Source organism: Mycolicibacterium neoaurum, from assembly GCF_036946495.1.
Classification (GTDB): Bacteria; Actinomycetota; Actinomycetes; order Mycobacteriales; family Mycobacteriaceae; genus Mycobacterium; species Mycobacterium neoaurum_B.
In genome coordinates this window covers 441,177-459,365 of record NZ_JAQIIX010000002.1, presented here as the reverse complement: position 1 = coordinate 459,365, position 18,189 = coordinate 441,177, and the positions used below count along the sequence as shown (strand labels likewise).

11 protein-coding genes and 1 pseudogene are annotated in these 18,189 nt (G+C 67.7%); 6 read left to right on the top strand and 6 right to left on the bottom strand.

The genetic code is table 11. From position 1 onward, the window contains the following. Nucleotides 1-33: 33 nt before the first annotated feature. The gene (locus PGN27_RS07560; RefSeq protein WP_418888566.1) at nt 34-810 is read left to right on the top strand and encodes a glycine betaine ABC transporter substrate-binding protein; all 777 of its coding nucleotides are present in this window, start codon (nt 34-36) and stop codon (nt 808-810) included. A gap of 4 nt (nt 811-814) precedes the next feature. Here the strand turns inward: PGN27_RS07560 and PGN27_RS07555 are convergent, their stop codons facing one another. Then, the gene (locus PGN27_RS07555) at nt 815-1,642 is read right to left on the bottom strand and encodes an SDR family NAD(P)-dependent oxidoreductase (protein ID WP_335328660.1); all 828 of its coding nucleotides are present in this window, start codon (nt 1,640-1,642) and stop codon (nt 815-817) included. 123 nt (nt 1,643-1,765) lie between these two features. After that, a pseudogene (locus PGN27_RS07550) lies at nt 1,766-2,557 on the bottom strand (alpha/beta fold hydrolase); the annotation flags it as partial. A 123-nt stretch (nt 2,558-2,680) separates the two neighbouring features. Here PGN27_RS07550 and PGN27_RS07545 point away from each other — a divergent pair. Next, entirely contained in the window at nt 2,681-3,037 is a 357-nt protein-coding gene (locus PGN27_RS07545; RefSeq protein ID WP_036461890.1) for a DUF732 domain-containing protein, read from the top strand. Nucleotides 3,038-3,123: 86 nt separating this feature from the next. Here PGN27_RS07545 and PGN27_RS07540 read toward each other — a convergent pair whose 3' ends face one another. Beyond that, nucleotides 3,124-6,879, bottom strand: coding sequence for a multifunctional oxoglutarate decarboxylase/oxoglutarate dehydrogenase thiamine pyrophosphate-binding subunit/dihydrolipoyllysine-residue succinyltransferase subunit (locus PGN27_RS07540; RefSeq protein WP_335325592.1), 3,756 nt, complete (start codon nt 6,877-6,879; stop codon nt 3,124-3,126). 142 nt (nt 6,880-7,021) lie between these two features. Then, a complete protein-coding gene (locus PGN27_RS07535) occupies nt 7,022-7,771 on the bottom strand; it encodes a hypothetical protein (RefSeq protein ID WP_335325591.1) in 750 nt (249 codons plus the stop codon). Nucleotides 7,772-8,021: 250 nt separating this feature from the next. Here PGN27_RS07535 and PGN27_RS07530 point away from each other — a divergent pair, with 250 nt between their 5' ends. Both PGN27_RS07530 and PGN27_RS07525 read left to right on the top strand, forming a co-directional pair. Next, on the top strand, nt 8,022-9,224 hold the full coding sequence (locus PGN27_RS07530; RefSeq protein WP_335328659.1) for a multidrug effflux MFS transporter: 1,203 nt from the start codon (nt 8,022-8,024) through the stop codon (nt 9,222-9,224). Nucleotides 9,225-9,315: 91 nt separating this feature from the next. Beyond that, nucleotides 9,316-11,193 carry an MFS transporter gene (locus PGN27_RS07525; protein ID WP_418888565.1) on the top strand — a complete coding sequence of 626 codons (1,878 nt, stop codon included), beginning with the start codon at nt 9,316-9,318 and terminating at the stop codon, nt 11,191-11,193. 13 nt (nt 11,194-11,206) lie between these two features. Here PGN27_RS07525 and PGN27_RS07520 read toward each other — a convergent pair whose 3' ends face one another. Both PGN27_RS07520 and PGN27_RS07515 read right to left on the bottom strand, forming a co-directional pair. Next, entirely contained in the window at nt 11,207-14,608 is a 3,402-nt protein-coding gene (locus PGN27_RS07520; protein WP_335325590.1) for a TM0106 family RecB-like putative nuclease, read from the bottom strand. Between the two features lie 45 nt (nt 14,609-14,653). Then, a complete protein-coding gene (locus tag PGN27_RS07515) occupies nt 14,654-15,220 on the bottom strand; it encodes an LppP/LprE family lipoprotein (RefSeq protein ID WP_335325589.1) in 567 nt (188 codons plus the stop codon). A 74-nt stretch (nt 15,221-15,294) separates the two neighbouring features. On the opposite strand from PGN27_RS07515, the gene PGN27_RS07510 reads away from it, so the two are divergent. Together PGN27_RS07510 and PGN27_RS07505 are read left to right on the top strand one after the other, a co-directional pair. Next, nucleotides 15,295-16,989 (top strand): DEAD/DEAH box helicase, encoded by a 1,695-nt coding sequence (locus PGN27_RS07510; RefSeq protein WP_335325588.1) that lies wholly within the window; start codon nt 15,295-15,297, stop codon nt 16,987-16,989. Then, nucleotides 16,986-18,173 (top strand): acyltransferase family protein, encoded by a 1,188-nt coding sequence (locus PGN27_RS07505; RefSeq protein ID WP_335325587.1) that lies wholly within the window; start codon nt 16,986-16,988, stop codon nt 18,171-18,173. Before PGN27_RS07510 ends, PGN27_RS07505 begins: the two co-directional genes overlap by 4 nt. Nucleotides 18,174-18,189: the final 16 nt, after the last annotated feature.

The window sequence follows — 18,189 nt, the reverse complement described above, 5'->3', positions numbered from 1 at the left end:
ATCGCGCTGCTGGTCGCCGGTTGCGGTGGGCAGGTGCCGCCGCCACCCTCGGTGGCGGTGGGTGCCGGCGCCGATGCCGAATCGGCGCTGCTCGCCCACCTCTACGTCGCCGCGTTGGGCTATTACGGCAGTCCGGCGCATGTGAAGGATGTCCCGGACCCGTTGGGCGCGTTGGATTCCGGAGATGTCGATGTGGTGCCTGCCCTGACCGGTCAGGCGTTGCAGCGGTTCGCTCCCGATGCGCCCGCCCGCTCGGCGGCACAGGTGTACCGCGCGATGGTCGGATCGCTACCGGAGGGACTCGGTGCCGGTGACTACACCGAAAGTGCCTCGGACAAGCCGACTGTCGCCGTGACCGGGCGGACCGCCGCGGACTGGGGCGCCACCGATGTGCTGGCCCTCGTCGGGCGGTGCGCCGAACTGGAACCCGGCGCGGTACGCGGCGCGGATGTGCCCGCCGCGCTTGGTGCTTGCACGCCGCCCGCACCGCGCGAGCTCGCCGATGCCGCGGCGATGCAGGCAGCACTGCGCAGCGGCCGGATCAACATGGCCTGGACGACGGCGGCCGCACCGGATCAACCCGCGGACTTGAACGTGTTGTCCGACCGCACCGCCCTGATCCGGGCCGAGAACATCGTCCCGGTGTTCCGGCGCAACGGCCTGACCCAGACCCAGCAGCGGTCGGTCAACGAGCTGGCCGGTGTGCTCGGCACCGATGCACTGGCCCAGATGCGGTCCGAGGTCGCCGCTGGTGGAGAGCCCGGCGCGGTGGCGGGTGCCTGGCTGGGCACCCATCCGCTGGGCCACTAGCGACCTACTTGGGGATCAGGCTTTTGGCGACCGACGAGAACAGCTTCTGATACCCGCCGGAGCCGGTGATCCTGATCAGGACGTCCAGGATCTTGGCGTCGGCGCCGACGAGCACCCGGGCCCGGTCCTTGCGGACCGCTTCCAGGATGATCTTGGCGGCCTTCTCCGGGCTGGTGCGGGCGAGCTTGGTGTCGAAGGCCTTGGCCATCTCGGCGACGTCGATGCCCTCGGCCGCGGTGGCGTTGCGCGCGATCGCGGTCTTGATGCCGCCGGGGTGCACGCAGGTCACCCGGACCGGGTGCTTGTTGATGGCCATCTCCTGGCGCAGTGCCTCGGTGAAGCCGCGCACCGCGAACTTGGCCGAGTTGTAGGCCGCCTGGCCGGGTACCGCGAACAGGCCGAAGACACTGGACACGTTCACGACGTGCCCGTCGCCGGAGGCGATCAGGTGGGGCAGGAACGCCTTGGTGCCGTTGACGACGCCCCAGAAGTCGACGTCCATGACGCGTTCGATGTCCTTGAAGGAGCTGACCTCGATATCGCCCTGGTAGGCGATGCCCGCGTTGTTGTAGATCTGGTTGACCTTGCCGAAGTGTTCCTTGACGGCATCGGCATAGAGCTCGAAGGCCTCACGCTCGGTGACGTCGAGGCGGTCGGCCTTGACCGGCGCACCGATGGCCTTGAGCCGCTCCTCGGTGACGGCCAGGCCCTCGGTGTCGACATCGCTGATCGCCAGCTTGGCGCCCGAGCGACCCAGCTCGACGGCCAACGCCTGCCCGATTCCCGACCCGGCTCCCGTGACGACGGCAACTTTTCCGGCGAAGCCCTCCATGCACGCACTCCTCTGCGATCGACTGTCTGCGCGATTGTGTCCGACCTTAGCCGTTACCGGCGGTACCGAGGCCGACAGGGTCGGTCCGTTCTCCACGAAAGCGGTGACGAGGTCGGCGAACTCGTCGGCCCGCTCGATCTGCGGCATGTGCCCGGTCGCGGTGAACAGGTGGACCTGCGCGTCCGGAAACTGGCGGTGTGCCGCCCCCAGATGCGTCGCGGGAAGGATGCGGTCACGGTCACCCCAGATCAGCAGGGTGGGCCGGGGCTGCGCGGCGACGGCGGTCAGCAACTCGCTTCGCCACTGCGGCCGGACGCCGCGGATGGTCCCGAGGTGGTTGGCCATCTCGAGCAGGAACTCGCCGGTGCCGGGCTCGGCGGCGATGCGCAGCGCATGGTCGATGCGCTCGCGGGTGGCCAGTGACGGGTCGGCGAACAGCCGCCGTTCCATCAGCCGGGCTCCGGCCGGTGTGCTGCGGGTGGCGAGATGGCGTCCGATGCCCGGCAGCGAGAGCATCCGCAGCAGCGCGGTGACCTCGGCACCGAAACCGGCGCTGTTGACCAGGGTGAGGCTGGCGACGCGGTCCGGGTGCGACGCCAACAGCTGCATGGCCACCGCACCGCCGAGTGAGTTGCCGATGACATGGCACGGTCGGTCCTCGTCGAGCGCGGCCAGCGCGCCGGCCACGCCGTCGGCCACGGTGGCCAGGTCGGCCGGTCCGTCGCGACGTGCGGACCGTCCGAAGCCGGGCAGATCGACCGCGATCACGTAGAAGCGCCCGGACAGCCGCTCGATCTGCTCGGTCCAGTCCTCCAGGCTGCGGCCGATACCGTGCAGCAACAACAGTGGAGTGTCGGCTCGATCACCGGCGGTCAGGGCGCGGACGGTGCGGCCGTCGACGTTCACGACGTGCATCCGATCATGATGTGATGACCGTTACCCGTTGACCAGAGGCAAAGCGCACCCGATCGCGGCGCACGCGGTGCATTCTGTGCGATCCGGCTGTAATGATCAGGCACCCGGAAGCGATTCCCCACCATGATGCGTTTGCGATTGGCGGCTGCCGCCGGTGCCGCCCTGTCCATCGGTCTGCTGGCCGCAGCCCCCGCCCAGGCGGACCCGGCCGGCGACTTCCTCAACACCCTCGACGGCACCGGCCTGAGCACGCTCAACCCGGCCGATGCCGTGGCCGCCGGTCAGTCCGTCTGCCCGATGCTGGCCGACGGTGGCCAGAACCTGGCCGATGTCGCCGGCCGGGTCTCCGAGACCATCGGCCGCCCGATCGGCCCGGCCACCATGTTCACCGGGTTCGCCATCTCGGCATTCTGCCCCGGCGCGGTCACCTCGATCGCCAACGGTGAGTCGCCCCTCCCGCTGGGGTTGCTCGGCTTCTGACCCAAAGTCTTTCAGGCCGAATCTGAAGAAGATCGCGAGAATCTGCTCGATTCTCGCGATCTTCTTCAGATTGGCGGCCGGTACGGCTAAGGCGCGAACGCCTCGTCGATGATCTCCTGCTGCTCGACGGCATGGACCTTGGACGACCCGGACGACGGCGCACTCATCGCACGCCGCGAGATCCGCTTGATGCCGGTCAGCTTCTCCGGCAACAACTCCGGCAGGGACAGCCCGAAGGTCGGCCACGCACCCTGGTTGGCCGGTTCCTCCTGCACCCAGAAGTACTGCTCCACATTCGGGTACTCGTCCAGCGTCGCGTTGAGCCGACGCCGGGGCAGCGGGTAGAGCTGCTCGATACGCACGATGGCGATATCGTCGCGCTTCTCCTTGGCCTTGCGCGCCACCAGCTCGTAGTAGATCTTGCCGCTGGTCAGCAGTATCCGCTTGACCTTCGACCGGTCGCCGTCGCCGTCCTCATAGGTCGGCTCCTCGAGCACCGAGCGGAACTTGATCTCGGTGAAATCGCGGACCTCGGAGACCGCAGCCTTGTTGCGCAACATCGACTTCGGGGTGAACACGATCAGCGGGCGATGGATGCCGTCGAGGGCGTGGCGACGCAACAGGTGGAAATAGTTGGCCGGCGTGGACGGCACCGCGACGGTCATCGACCCCTCGGCGCACACCTGCAGGAACCGCTCGATACGCCCGGAGGTGTGGTCGGGACCCTGTCCCTCGTGGCCGTGCGGCAGCAGCAGCACGACGTCGGAGAGCTGACCCCACTTGGCCTCGCCGGAGGAGATGAACTCGTCGATGATCGACTGCGCGCCGTTGACGAAATCGCCGAACTGGGCCTCCCACAACACGATCGCCTCGGGGTTGCCCACCGAGTAGCCGTATTCGAAGCCGACGGCCGCGAATTCCGACAGCGCCGAGTCGTACACCTCGAGCCGGCCGCCGTTGGGGTTGCCGTCAGCATCGGTGGTCAGCAGATCGATCGGGGTGAACTCCGCGCCGGTCTTGCGGTCGATGATCACCGCGTGCCGCTGGGTGAAGGTACCGCGGCGCACATCCTGGCCGGTCAGCCGGACCGTCTTGCCTTCGGAGACAAGCGATCCGATGGCCAGCAGCTCGCCGAACGCCCAGTCGACCTTGCCCTCGTAGGCCATCTCGCGGCGCTTGTCGAGCACGGGCTGCACGCGCGGATGGACATTGAAGCCCTGCGGTACGGCCAGGTGGGCATCGCCGATGCGGGCCAGCACGGACTTGTCGACCGCGGTGTTCAGGCCCTTCGGAGTCTGCTGATCGGCCTCCACCGATTCGCTCGGCTCGATCTCGTGCTTCTCCAGCTCACGGACCTCGTTGAACACCCGCTCCAGTTGGCCCTGGTAGTCGCGCAGTGCGTCCTCGGCCTCCTTCATCGAGATGTCGCCACGGCCGATCAGCGCTTCGGTGTAGGACTTGCGGACACCGCGCTTGGTGTCGATGACGTCGTACATACCGGGCTGGGTCATCGACGGGTCGTCACCCTCGTTGTGGCCGCGGCGGCGGTAACACAACATGTCGATGACGACGTCCTTGTTGAACTTCTGGCGGAAGTCCATGGCCAGCTTGGCCACCCACACACACGCCTCGGGATCGTCACCGTTGACGTGGAAGATCGGGGCCCCGACCATCTTGGCCACGTCGGTGCAGTACTCGCTGGAGCGCGAGTCGTGCGGTGAGGTGGTGAAGCCGATCTGGTTGTTGACGATGATGTGGATGGTGCCGCCGGTACGGTACCCGCGCAGCAGCGCCAGGTTCAGCGTCTCGGCGACGACACCCTGTCCGGCGAACGCGGCATCGCCGTGCAACATCATCGGCACCACCGAGAACGCCGGATGCTCGTTGTCGTTCGCGAAGTCGATCATGTCCTGCTTGGCCCTGACCAGGCCCTCCAGGACCGGGTCGACGGCCTCCAGGTGGCTGGGGTTGGCGACCAGCGAGACGGCAATATCGTTGTCGCCGAACATCTGCAGGTAGGTGCCGGTGGCGCCGAGGTGATACTTCACGTCACCGGAGCCGTGTGCCTGGCTCGGGTTGAGGTTGCCCTCGAACTCGCTGAAGATCTGGCTGTAGGGCTTGCCGACGATATTGGCCAGCACGTTGAGTCGGCCGCGGTGCGGCATGCCGATGACGACCTCGTCGAGACCATGCTCGGCGGCCTGGTCGATCGCGGCATCCATCATCGGGATGACGGTCTCCGCCCCCTCCAGCGAGAAGCGCTTCTGCCCAACGTATTTGGTCTGCAGGAAGGTCTCGAAGGCCTCTGCCGCGTTGAGCTTGCTCAGGATGTACTTCTGCTCGGCGACCGTGGGCTTGTCGTGCTTGGTCTCCACGCGCTCCTGGATCCAGCGCTGTTGCTCCGGTTCCAGGATGTGGGTGTACTCGACACCGACGTGGCGGCAGTAGGCGTCGCGCAGCACCGAGAGCACATCGCGCAGCTTCTTGTACTCGGCGCCGGCGAACCCGTCGACCTTGAACTCGCGGTCCAGATCCCACAGCGTCAGCCCGTGGGTCAGCACGTCGAGGTCGGGGTGGCTGCGGAAACGCGTCTTGTCCAGCCGCAGCGGATCGATATCGGCCATCAGATGGCCGCGGTTGCGGTAGGCCGCGATCAGCTCGATGATCCGGGCGTTCTTGTCGAAGATCGAGTCCGGGTTGTCGGTGCGCCACCGTACGGGCTCGTAGGGGATGCCCAGTTCGCGGAAGATCTCGTCGTAGAACTCGTCGTCGAGCAGCAAGGTGTGGATGGTGCGCAGGAAGTCACCGGACTCGGCACCCTGGATGATGCGGTGGTCATAGGTCGACGTGAGCGTGATCAGCTTGCCGACACCCAGTTCGGCGATGCGCTCCTCGGAGGCACCCTGGAACTCGGCGGGATACTCCATGGCGCCGGCGCCGATGATGGCACCCTGGCCGCGCATCAGCCGCGGCACCGAGTGCACGGTGCCGATGGTGCCGGGGTTGGTCAGCGAGATGGTGACGCCGGCGAAATCCTCGGCGGTCAGCTTGCCGTCGCGGGCGCGCCGGACGATGTCCTCATAGGCGGCGATGAACTGCCCGAACCCCATCGTCTCGCACTTCTTGATGGCGGCGACCACCAGCGAGCGGTTGCCGTCCTTGCCTGCCAGGTCGATGGCCAGGCCGAGATTCGTGTGTGCCGGGGTGACGACGTTGGGCTTGCCGTCGACCTCGGCGAAGTGCCGGTTCATGTTGGGGAACTTCTTGACCGCCTGCACGATGGCGTAGCCGAGAAGGTGGGTGAAGCTGATCTTGCCGCCGCGGGTGCGCTTGAGGTGGTTGTTGATGACCACGCGGTTGTCGATCATCGCCTTGGCCGGGATCGCCCGGACGCTGGTGGCGGTGGGCACCTCCAGCGAGAAGTTCATGTTCTTGACGACGGCGGCGGCCGCGCCCCGCAGGACGGCGGTCTGGTCATCGGTGGCCGGGGCGGCGGGTGCCGGCTTGGGCTTGGCCGGCTCGGCCTTCGCCTCCGACTTCTGTGCGGGCTTCTCGGCAGGCTTGGTGTCCGACTTGGCCGCGGGCTTGGCGGGCTTCTCGGCAGCGGGCTTGTCGGTGGAGGCGGCCGGCTTGGGGGCGGATCCGTTCGAGGACGGGGCGGGCTTGCTGGTCTGTGCTGGGCTCTTGCCGGGCTCGCTACTCCCGTCGACCGGTTCTGGCGCGTAGTCCACGAGGAACTCGTGCCAACTCGAATCCACCGACGAAGGATCCTCGCGGAACTTGCGATACATCTCTTCGACGAGCCACTCATTTTGTCCGAAGGGTGAAGGTGCACTGCTCACAGCAGCTTTTCGCCTCGATTCCATCTGCTCACGGCAGGCGTCGTGCTACGCCACCCGCCCCCTGGATTTATGCGGTTACCCGCGTTTTGCCGCCCTAAAGGCTACGCCTCGCAACACACCCCCACCATGAGAGTGGGACTTGTCACTCGGAGTTAGCCGCAGGAAGTACATGAAGTGTCGATGGCCAGCGCGCGGGCGGTTTTCCGAACGCCTGCCGGGCGTTGCCGACGATCTTCTTGCCCATGAGCCGATTGCCCATCCCGCCGACGACGGCACCCACTCCGACGGGAAGCATCTTGCCGAACGCCAGCGCTCCGCGCTTGAGCGCGTACTTCTTGACGAAATATTTGACCAGCCGGTTGTTCAGCTGGGACACCACGGGCAGCGGCAGGGTGGCCGCGCCGTCGGAGATCCAGGCCCCGCTGGTCCGGCCACCGCCGATCAGGTCGGCGACCGCACCCTTACCGTCCTCACCGACCAATACCGACAGCACGAGTGCCCGTCGCCGCTCGCGATGGTCGGCGGGAATGCCGTGTACCTCGGCCACCGCCAGCACGAACACCGCGGTCGCCTCGAGGAACACCACCGTCTCACCGGCCACCGCCGACAGCGCGGCCAACGTGCCGATACCGGGGAAGGCGGCGGCCGACCCGACCGCGGCACCGGAGGCCATCACCGCCGCCAGGTAGTGCTTCTCGCAGGCGGTGATGATCTCGGCAGGGGTGGCGTCGGGACGCTGGTTGCGCAACCGCTGCACGTAGGCGGTGACGGCCGGTCCCTGCAGGCGGTTGCTGCGCTCCAGGATCTGGGAGAGCGCCTTGGCGGCGGCGCTGGGGTCATCGTCGACGCGATCGCGGGTGGCTGGCAGGTTCTTGCTGGAGCGGGCGTTCATCGGCGCACTTCCCTTCGCATCCTCGGGTCATTCCCGCGGTGCCTGTCGAATACCCAGGCTAACGTGCGTTCAACGTCTGAGATGGCGCTCTGGTGCCCGGCGCGCCCGGGACCATCGACCGGGCCGCCCGAGTGGCGAGTCGTGGTGATCGGGAAGAAAAAACCGACGTGCGTTGCTGTGCCTACCCGTGACACCATCGCCGACCGTGACAAAGCCGACCCGAACCGATGGTGCGCCGAATCGACTGCGGATGATCACGGTGCTGGGGCTCATGGTCGCCCTCGGGCCGCTGACCATCGACATGTACCTGCCGGCGCTGCCGCGGATCGCCGAGGACCTCACGGTGTCCTCCTCGATGGTGCAGCTCACGCTCACCGGCACGCTGGCGGGACTGGCCATCGGCCAATTGGTGATCGGCCCGCTGTCGGATTCGTTGGGCCGTCGGGTGCCACTGATGGCCGGTATCGCCATCCACATCGTGGCTTCGCTGATCTGCTTGTTCGCCCCGAACATCGCGGTGCTGGGCACCGGCCGGGTGCTGCAGGGTTTCGGCGCGGCCGCCGCATCGGTGGTGGCGGTCGCGGTGGTCGGCGATCTCTACGTCGACAATGTCGCGGCGACGGTGATGTCGCGGCTGATCCTGGTGCTCGGGGTGGCACCGGTGATCGCGCCGTCGCTCGGCGCGGCGGTACTGCTGCACGCCTCCTGGCACTGGGTTTTCGCGGTGCTGGTGGTGCTGGCCGCCGGACTGCTGCTGCTGGCCGCGCTGGCCCTGCCCGAAACCCTGCCTGCGAGCCACCGGCGTCCGTTACAGGTGCGGGGGATCGCGCGAACCTATGCCGGGCTCCTGCGCGACCCACGTTTCGTGACGCTGGTCGCCGTCGCCGGGTTGAGCATGGCGGGGTTGTTCGCCTATATCTCCGCCGCGCCCTTCGTCCTGCAGGGTGACTACGGGCTGAACCAACAGACCTTCGCCTTGGTGTTCGCGGGCGGGGCGGTCATCTTGATCGGCTCCACCCAGTGCAACGTCGTGTTGCTGCGCCGGTTCGCCCCGCAGCAGATCATGGTGGCCGCTCTCGGGGTGTCGGTCGTCGCGGGAATCGTGTTCATCGCGCTGGCGGTCACGGGCGTGGCAGGACTGCCCGGATTCCTGGTACCCGTCATGGTCATCCTCGGTGCGATGGGACTGGTGCTGCCCAACGCGCCGGCGGTCGCGCTGTCGCGGCATGCCGAAGCCGCGGGCACCTCGGCGGCTCTGCTCGGCGCCGCCCAGTTCGGCATCGGCGCGGCCGTCGCCCCCTTGGTCGGGGTGCTCGGCAACAGCGAATTCTCCCTCGCACTGGTGATGTTGGTGGGATCGGGCGTCGCGCTGGCCGGTCTGTTGACCGTCGGCGCGCCAGCCCGGCAGCAGGGATCGGCATCGCCTGCGCTGATCGCGACCGATACGGTCTGACCGAGGATCTCGACGATCCGAACCCGACTTGTCGGGAAACGGGCCGAACCGTACCGTCGGTCCGGTCGCCACCACCCCCGATGACGAGTAGATGTTCGAGAAACCCACTGATCGCCGATCGCCGTCGGCCTCCCGGATGACCGGGCAGGCCCGCCCTGCCAACCCATGGCATGCCCTGTGGGCGATGCTGGTCGGCTTCTTCATGATCCTGGTGGACTCCACGATTGTCGCGATCGCGAACAAGCCGATCATGGACGCGCTGAACACCGACTATGACGGCGTCATCTGGGTGACCAGTGCCTACCTGCTGGCCTACGCCGTGCCGTTACTGGTGTCCGGGCGCCTGGGCGACCGGTTCGGGCCCAAGAACCTCTACCTGATCGGTCTCGGCGTGTTCACCGCCGCATCGTTGTGGTGCGGACTGGCCGGCTCCATCGAGATGCTGATCGCGGCCCGCGTGGTGCAGGGCCTGGGCGCGGCGCTGCTGACCCCGCAAACCCTGTCCACGATCACCCGGTTGTTCCCGGCCGCGCGCCGCGGTGTCGCCATGAGCGTGTGGGGCGCCACGGCAGGGGTCGCGACCCTGGTGGGTCCGATCGCCGGCGGGGTGCTCATCGACGGCCTGGGCTGGCAGTGGATCTTCTTCGTCAACGTGCCCATCGGGATCATCGGTCTCGGCCTGGCGATGTGGCTGGTGCCGACGCTGCCCACCGAGCGGCACGATTTCGACCTGCTCGGAGTGGCGCTGTCGGGGCTGGCGATGTTCTTCATCGTCTTCGGTCTGCAGGAGGGACAGTCCCACGACTGGGCGCCCTGGATCTGGGCGACGATGGCCCTCGGTGGCGCGTTCCTGGTGGGTTTCGTCTACTGGCAGTCGGTGAACCCGCGGGAACCGCTGATCCCGCTGCGCATCTTCGCCGACCGTGACTTCACGCTCTCGACCGTCGGAGTCGCCGTCATCAGCTTCACCGTCACCGCCATGATCCTGCCGGTGATGTTCTACGCCCCGGTGGTGCTCGGGTTGTCCTACACCCGCTCCGCCCTGCTGACGGCGCCGATGGCCATCGCCTCGGGGGTGCTCGCGCCCTTCGTCGGCCGCATGGTCGACCGCAAACCACCCACGCCGATCATCGGATTCGGCTTCTCGCTGCTGGCCATCGGTCTGACCTGGCTGTCGTTCGAGATGACGCCGTCCACCGCGATCTGGCGGTTGCTGCTACCGCTGACGGTCATGGGCGTCGGCATGGCGTTCGTGTGGTCACCGCTGGCGGCGACCGCCACCCGCAATTTGCCGCCCGATTCGGCCGGCGCTGGGTCGGGGGTCTACAACAGCACCCGTCAGGTGGGTGCGGTGCTCGGCAGCGCCGCGATGGCCGCCTTCATGACAAGTCGGATCGGCGCGGAGCTGGGTGGCGGACAACCGGTCTCCGGCGAGGGCCCGGCCCCGGATCTGCCGTCCTTCCTGGAGGCACCGTTTTCGGCGGCACTGGCCCAGTCGCTGCTGCTGCCGGCGTTCATCGCGTTGTTCGGGGTGGTAGGGGCGATCTTCCTGCGCGGCGGGGAGCGCGCGGACGTGCTGCCCGATCATCCGCTCGCGGCGACGCCGCTGGCCGACCAGCATTCCCTCGGTGAGGACTGGGCCGATGGTGACCACTACGACGATTACGACGACGACTATTCCGACGACGAGTACATCGAGTGGACGGTCTCGGATCCGCACCCCGGCGACGACATGCCCACCGATATCGTGCCTGCCGTCACCGATGACGCGTTCGCCGATGATGGTGCCGCGGCGGATGACTCGGTGACCGATCAGCTGAGCCTCCGCCACGGTGACAACGGCGAGGCGGCACCGGGTGGACCTGTCGACGTGTACCGCGTCGAGGACTCCTGGTCCGCACCTGCCGAGGAGTGGTCGAACGTGGCGGTGACGCGCCCCGCTCGGGGCAGGCACTCTCGCGGCGACTGACCGGGCGCCGGTATCAGACCGGATCGGTGAGCGCCAGGAAGGCGCCCAATTCGATCAAACCGGCCGGGGTGGCGGGAAGGTAGTCCGTCAGCGTCGCCGAGCGCACGATCACCGCGGCGTACTTGGCCCGGCTGATCGCGACGTTGAGGCGATTGCGGTTGAGCAGGAAGGACACTCCGCGCGGAACGTCGTCGGCCGAGGAGGCCGTCATCGACACGAACACCAGCGCCGCCTGTCGACCCTGGAACTTGTCCACCGTGCCCACCTCGACCTCCGGCAGCCCGGCCGCGTCGAGTTTGCGGCGAAGCATCACCACCTGTGCGTTGTACGGGGTCACGACCAGGACGTGCCGCTGATCCAATGCGGTGGTGCCCTTTTCGTCGGTCCACTCATTGCCCAGCCTGGACGTGATCGCGGCGATGATCGCGTCGGCCTCTTCCGGGCTGTCGGTGGAGTTGCCGGTGTGTTCGACGGTCAGCACATGCACACCGGGTTGCATGCCGGCCAGCCTGCGGGCCCCGCTGACCGCCTCCTGAGCCTGCAGCCGCCCGTCGTAGGACAGTCGTGACACCGGGCGGCACACCGCCGGATGCATCCGGAAGGAGCGGTCCAGGAAGTAGCCGCGCTCCTCGGGCAGGGTGGCGTGGCCGTCCACCAGCCAACCCAGCGCCGATCCGTCGACCGGTTCGGGGTGGGTGCCCTGGCTGACCTGCGGTAGCTGCTGGGGGTCGCCGAGCAGCAGCAGGGTGCGTGCCGCAGTGGCGACGGCGATGGTGTTGGCCAGGCTGTACTGGCCGGCCTCCTCGATGACCAGCAGGTCGAGCGCCCCGCGCGGTATCCGCGATGGGTTCGCGAAATCCCATGCGGTGCCGCCGATGACGCATCCCGGCGTCTCGGCGATGAACGCCGGGTAGTCCTTCTCGGCGATCTCGCGCCACGGTCGGTCCGGGCTCTTCTTCTTGCCGACCCGCTCGGGGTCGACACCGGCATCGATGACCCCGCCCAGCAGGTTCTCCACCACGGCATGGGACTGGGCGACCACGCCGATCCGCCAACCGTGCTCGTCGACCAACCGGGCGATCACCGCCGCCGAGGTGTAGGTCTTGCCGGTTCCCGGTGGACCGTGCACGGCCAGATAGGACGAGTCGAGATCCAGCAGCGCGGCGGCGATATCGGCGCAGACGTCCTCGGTGCGGGGGAGTGGGCCGCCGCTGCGAGTGCGCGGCGGGCGGCGCAACAGGATGTCGGTGACGGCGGTCGCGGGCAACGTGGGTAGCCCGGTGGCCACCGTCGCCGCGGTGTCCGCGATCGACTCCTGCAACGGTTTGGTGTTGATCGGCCCCGGCGGGGTGAGGGCGAACGGCAGTCGGTCGAACGGCTCGATGTGTTTTTCGACCACGACGACGGCCGTCGGCGCCTCCGGGTTGTCGCACTCGGTGACGACGACGTTGCCGAAGGCGCGCCGGTCGGGGTCCTCGGACAATCCGGCAGGTGACGGCGGGTCGTAGAGGGCGAACATCTCGCGGCACAGCGCACCGTTGGCGAGCTCGCCGGTGAGCCGAATATGTCGCTGCGGCTTGCGCGCTCGCGGCGGGGTGTGCCAGTCGGCGATGATCTCGGCCGTCTCGGCGACGAACACGTCGCTGTTGTCCGACCATTCGTCGACCGGATTGTTGACCCGGTCGAAATGCGACCACCAGAACGGTTTGTCCTCGCGTTTGTGATAACCGCGGGCGGCGGCGACCATGGCCACCGCGGTCTGCTCGGCACTGCGCTCGCCGGTGTTGTCCCCGGCGAACTTCAGCAGTGCGCGGTCGGTCGCGTCGGCGACCGTGACGGCAGCCTCGGATCCGTTGTCGCGCACCGGTTGCGGACCGCGCGGGGGCACCGCGGATTCGATGGCGCGGGCCACCAACCAGTCCCGTAATCGCCGGGTCGAGCGGCAGTCGTAGCGGTTGTAGTCCTCGATCTGTTTGAGGACGATCTCGGCATCGTCGCTGCGCCCGTCGGCGCTCAGTGCGCAGTACTTGGCGTACTGGGTGATCGAGTCGGTGGCGGTGGTGACCTCGCCGCCGCGCAACTCGTTGCCCATGTAGAGCGGTTCCAGGTATTTGATGCTGTAGCTCTCGGTCCCGACCCGAATGCTCTTGCGCACCAATGGATATAGGTCGACGAGCACACCGTTGCGCAACAGGTCGTCGATATCGTCCTCGCCGACACCGTAGCGTCCGGCCAGCCGCAGCAGCGTGCTCTTCTCGTAAGCCGCGTAGTGGTAGATGTGCATGTTCGGATAGCGCTTGCGGCGCTTGCGCACCAACGCGAGGAAGTCCTGTAAAGCCTGCTTTTCCGCCGCCCGGTCGTGGGCCCACAACGGGGTGAACTCGTCGCTGACGGTCAGCACGCCCCACAGGTACTCCAGGCCCCAGTCCACACCGTTGCGGGTCCACAACGGGTCACCCTCGAAGTCGAAGAACAGATCACCCTTGTCGGCGTCGGGCAGCACCATCAGCGGCTGCGCATCGACGATCTCGTATGGCGGCTTACCGTCGGTGCGCTCGGCGATCTGCAGCCGCGCCTGCGCCGTCAGCGTCGTGACCGCCCGCGCGGACAGTTCCGGGACCGGGCCCTGGTGGCCGGCCAGCTCGTGCACGGTGGTGATGCCGGCATCCAGCAGCCGGGCCCGCTGGCTGACCCGCATGCCGGCGACCAGCAGCAGGTCGTCGGTGTCCTTGACCTGCACGCTGCATTCCGGGCAGCGGAAACAGGCCCGCACCCCCGGGTCGGTCCAGGACACCGGACTGCCGCCGGCCAGGTGCTCGTCGAGCAGCCGTTCCAGTGCGGCGCGGCGCGGTCGGTACACCGGTAACAGTTCGTCGACGCGGTAGGTGGCCACCGCGCCGTCACCGAGCAGCAGGTCGATCTCGTCGGCGACCGGGACACCGGCGGCGGCCAGGGTGTCGGCGTAGGCGGCCAACTGCAGCAGCGCCTCCACCTTCACCGAGCGAGCGAGCTTGGTATCGCGTAGCCGGTAGCGCCCGCCGGTATCGAGGGTCAGGAAGTCGGCGAAGCCGGCGAACCGGCCGTCGAACATGGCGGCCTGATAGATCGCCGGTGCCCGGCGTTCGATGGCGTCCATGGTCTGGGCGGCGGCAGCGGTGAGGCCGGCGACCGTGTAGCGCGGCCGCCCGATCACCGTGACCTCGACATCCTCGCGCAGGGCCTCGAGATGGCGCTGTTCGTGGTCGTCACCCAGATCGGCGGTGCGGGCGAGTAGTTCGTCGTCACCGGAGATCTTCGGCCCGCGACCGAGCTGGGCGTCGAACGAGCGCAACAGCGCGTATTCGCACCGGGCGGCCGCCGCGAGGTCGGAGGCGCTGTAGACCACGAGGCCTTCGGTCTCGGGATCGGTGAACACGCGTCCAGGCTAGGGGGACGACTCCGACACCGCCGCGGACGTGAGTCAGCCGGTATTGCCGATCAGTTCGACGCCGGCGCCGTTCCAGCGGAACCGCACCACGCTGTTCACCCCGGGCACACCGCCGGTGAACATCAGCGCGACGGTGTCGCCGGTGCTGGCGGTGGTGTCCACGTCATTGAACCCGTAGGTGTCGGGTACGCCGGTGGGGATGAACTTGCCGAGGTGGAACATCACCGCGCGGGTGTTGGCGTTCTGCGCATTGGTGTTGGCCTTGACGATCACCGCCGACAGCTGGGCGCACTCGTTGTAGTTGCCCGCCAACGGTTCCGGGTTCCACGGCTGATTGCTGCGCGGGTCGCGCGGCAGCTCGGATACCGCGCGGAGCACCTCGGGGGCGGCCAGGTTCACCGCACAGGGGTCGGCGGCCGGGGTGGGTTCCGGTGGTGGTGGCGGCGGAGCGGCAGTCACCGTCGCGCTGGCCGGCGCCGACACCGGCGCCGTTGCGTCGGGGGTCTTGGACACTGTGGAATCGCTGGATCCACAACCGGTCAGCACGAAGGCGGCCGCCAGTACCAGCGCACCGCCGGCCGTCGGTTGCGACCTCGTCATCACAACACCGCACCGTACCGGTGCGCCACGTCTGGTCGGGGGTGGCGACGCGCACACATTAGACTGCTCGTGAAATGACCTCGACCGATGAACCCAGCCCCGCGCCCGAACTGACCTTCGCTGACCTGCAGATTCACCCGTCCGTACTGCAGGCCGTCACGGAGGTCGGCTACGAGTCGCCTTCGGCGATCCAGGCGGCCACCATCCCGCCGATGCTGGCGGGCTCCGATGTGGTCGGTCTGGCCCAGACCGGAACGGGTAAGACGGCGGCGTTCGCCATCCCGATCCTGTCCAAGATCGACGTCGGCAGCCGTAACACCCAGGCCCTGGTCCTGGCCCCGACACGGGAACTGGCGTTGCAGGTCGCGGAGGCTTTCGGCCGGTACGGCGCCCACCTGTCGGTGAACGTGCTGCCGGTCTACGGCGGCTCGTCCTACGGGCCGCAGCTCGCCGGTCTCAAGCGCGGCGCGCAGGTGGTCGTCGGCACCCCGGGACGTGTCATCGATCACTTGGAGAAGGGCAGCCTGGACCTCTCGCACCTGGACTACCTGGTGCTCGACGAGGCCGACGAGATGCTGCAGATGGGTTTCGCCGAGGATGTCGAACGCATCCTGGCCGACACCCCCGAGTACAAGCAGGTCGCCCTGTTCTCGGCGACCATGCCGCCGGCCATCAAGAAGATCACCGCCAAGTACCTGCATGATCCGGTCGAGGTGACGGTCAAGTCCAAGACCCAGACGGCCGAGAACATCACCCAGCGCTATCTGCAGGTCTCCTATCCCCGCAAGATGGACGCGCTGACCCGTCTGCTGGAGGTCGAAGAGGGCGACGCGATGATCGTGTTCGTCCGGACCAAGCAGGCCACCGAGGAGGTCGCCGAGAAGCTGCGTTCCCGCGGTTTCGCCGCGGCCGCCATCAACGGTGACATCCCGCAGGCGGTGCGTGAGCGCACCATCAGCCAGCTCAAGGACGGCACGATCGACATCCTGGTCGCCACCGATGTCGCGGCCCGCGGTCTGGATGTCGAGCGCATCTCCCACGTGGTGAACTTCGACATCCCGCACGATCCCGAGTCCTATGTGCACCGCATCGGGCGCACCGGCCGGGCGGGGCGTTCGGGCACGGCGCTGCTGTTCGTCACGCCGCGCGAACGGCACCTGCTGGGGTCGATCGAGCGGGTCACCCGGCAGAAGCTGGTGGAGATCCAGTTGCCGTCGGTCGACGATGTCAATGCCCAGCGCGTGGCCAAGTTCCGCGACTCCATCACCGATTCGCTCAACAGCCCCGGGATCGAGCTGTTCCGCCGTCTCATCGAGGACTACGAACGCGATCACGATGTGCCGTTGGCCGATATCGCCGCCGCGTTGGCGCTGCAGTCGCGCAACGGCGAAGAGTTCCTGATGACCGAGCCGCCGCCGGAGAAGCGCAGGGAGCGCCCCGACCGCGACGATCGGGGACCCCGCGAGGACCGTCCGCGCAAGAAGCACAGCACGCGAAGCGATCTGGCGACCTACCGGATCGCGGTCGGCAAGCGGCACAAGGTGGCTCCCGGTGCAATCGTCGGTGCGATCGCCAACGAGGGTGGGCTGCACCGCAGCGATTTCGGGCATATCGCCATTCGGGTCGATCACTCGCTGGTCGAGCTGCCTGCCAAGTTGCCCCGTGAGGTGTACAAGAAGTTGGAGAACACCCGGATCCAGGGTGTGCTGATCAACCTGCAACCCGACCGCGGGAGCGGCAACAGCAAGCCGCGCCGCAAGGACTCGTGACGTCGCAGCGCGAAGCCCAGGGTGGTCTGGAGTCGGTTTCGGGCACCGGGCGGGTCGACGCGCTGACCGGTGTGCGCGCGGTCGCCGCACTGTTGGTGGTGTTGACGCACGCGGCGTACACCACGGGTAAGTACCCGCAGGGCTTCGTCGGTTCGTTCTGGTCGCGCGCCGAGATCGGTGTGCCGATCTTCTTCGTGCTGTCGGGTTTCCTGCTGTTCCGGCCGTGGGTGCGCGCCGCGGCTGCCGGGCTGCCATCCCCGTCGGTCCGGCGGTATGCCTGGCATCGCGTGCGCCGGATCATGCCCGCCTATGTGGTGACCGTGCTGGTGGCCTACGCCGTCTACCACTTCCGGGAGGCTGGGCCCAACCCTGGGCACACGTGGGAAGGCTTGTTGCGCAACCTGACTCTGACCCAGATCTACACCGACAACTATCTGTACTCCTATCTGCATCAGGGCATGACGCAGATGTGGAGTCTGGCCGTCGAGGTGGCCTTCTATCTGGTGTTGCCGGTGCTGGCGTGGCTGCTGCTGGTGGTGCTGCGCCGGCGGCGGTGGCGACCTGGTCTGCTGCTGGCCGGGCTGGGTGCGTTGTTCGCGGTCAGCCCGGCGTGGTTGTGGTTGGTGCACAGCACCGATTTCCTGCCCGATGCCGCGCCGTTGTGGTTGCCGACCTATCTGGCCTGGTTCGTCGGCGGCATGCTGCTGGCGGTGTGGCAGGCGACCGGTGCCCGCGCCTACGCGATGCTGTGTCTGCCGCTGGCGGTGATCTGTTATCTGATCGCCTCCACGCCGTTGGCCGGTGCGCCGACGACCTCACCGGCGCTGCTGAGTGAGGCGTTGGTGAAGACGGTGTTCTACATGGCGATCGCCACGCTGGTGGTCGCGCCTTTGGCGCTAACAGGGTCGGCGCCTTCGGCGCTCACGGGGTCGGCGCCGGGTGAAAACGGTTGGTACTACCGGGCGATGGCGAGTCGGCCCATGGTGTTCCTGGGTGAGATCTCCTATGAGATCTTCCTGATCCATCTGATCCTGATGGAGCTGGTGATGGTGGAGGTGCTGCGCTTCCCGATCTACACGGGTTCGATGTGGGCGCTGTTCTTCGGCACGATGGCGGCCACCATCCCGTTCGCCTGGCTGTTGCACCGGCTGACGCGGGTGCGGGACCGCCCGACTCTAAATTAGGGTACCCTTACCTAAG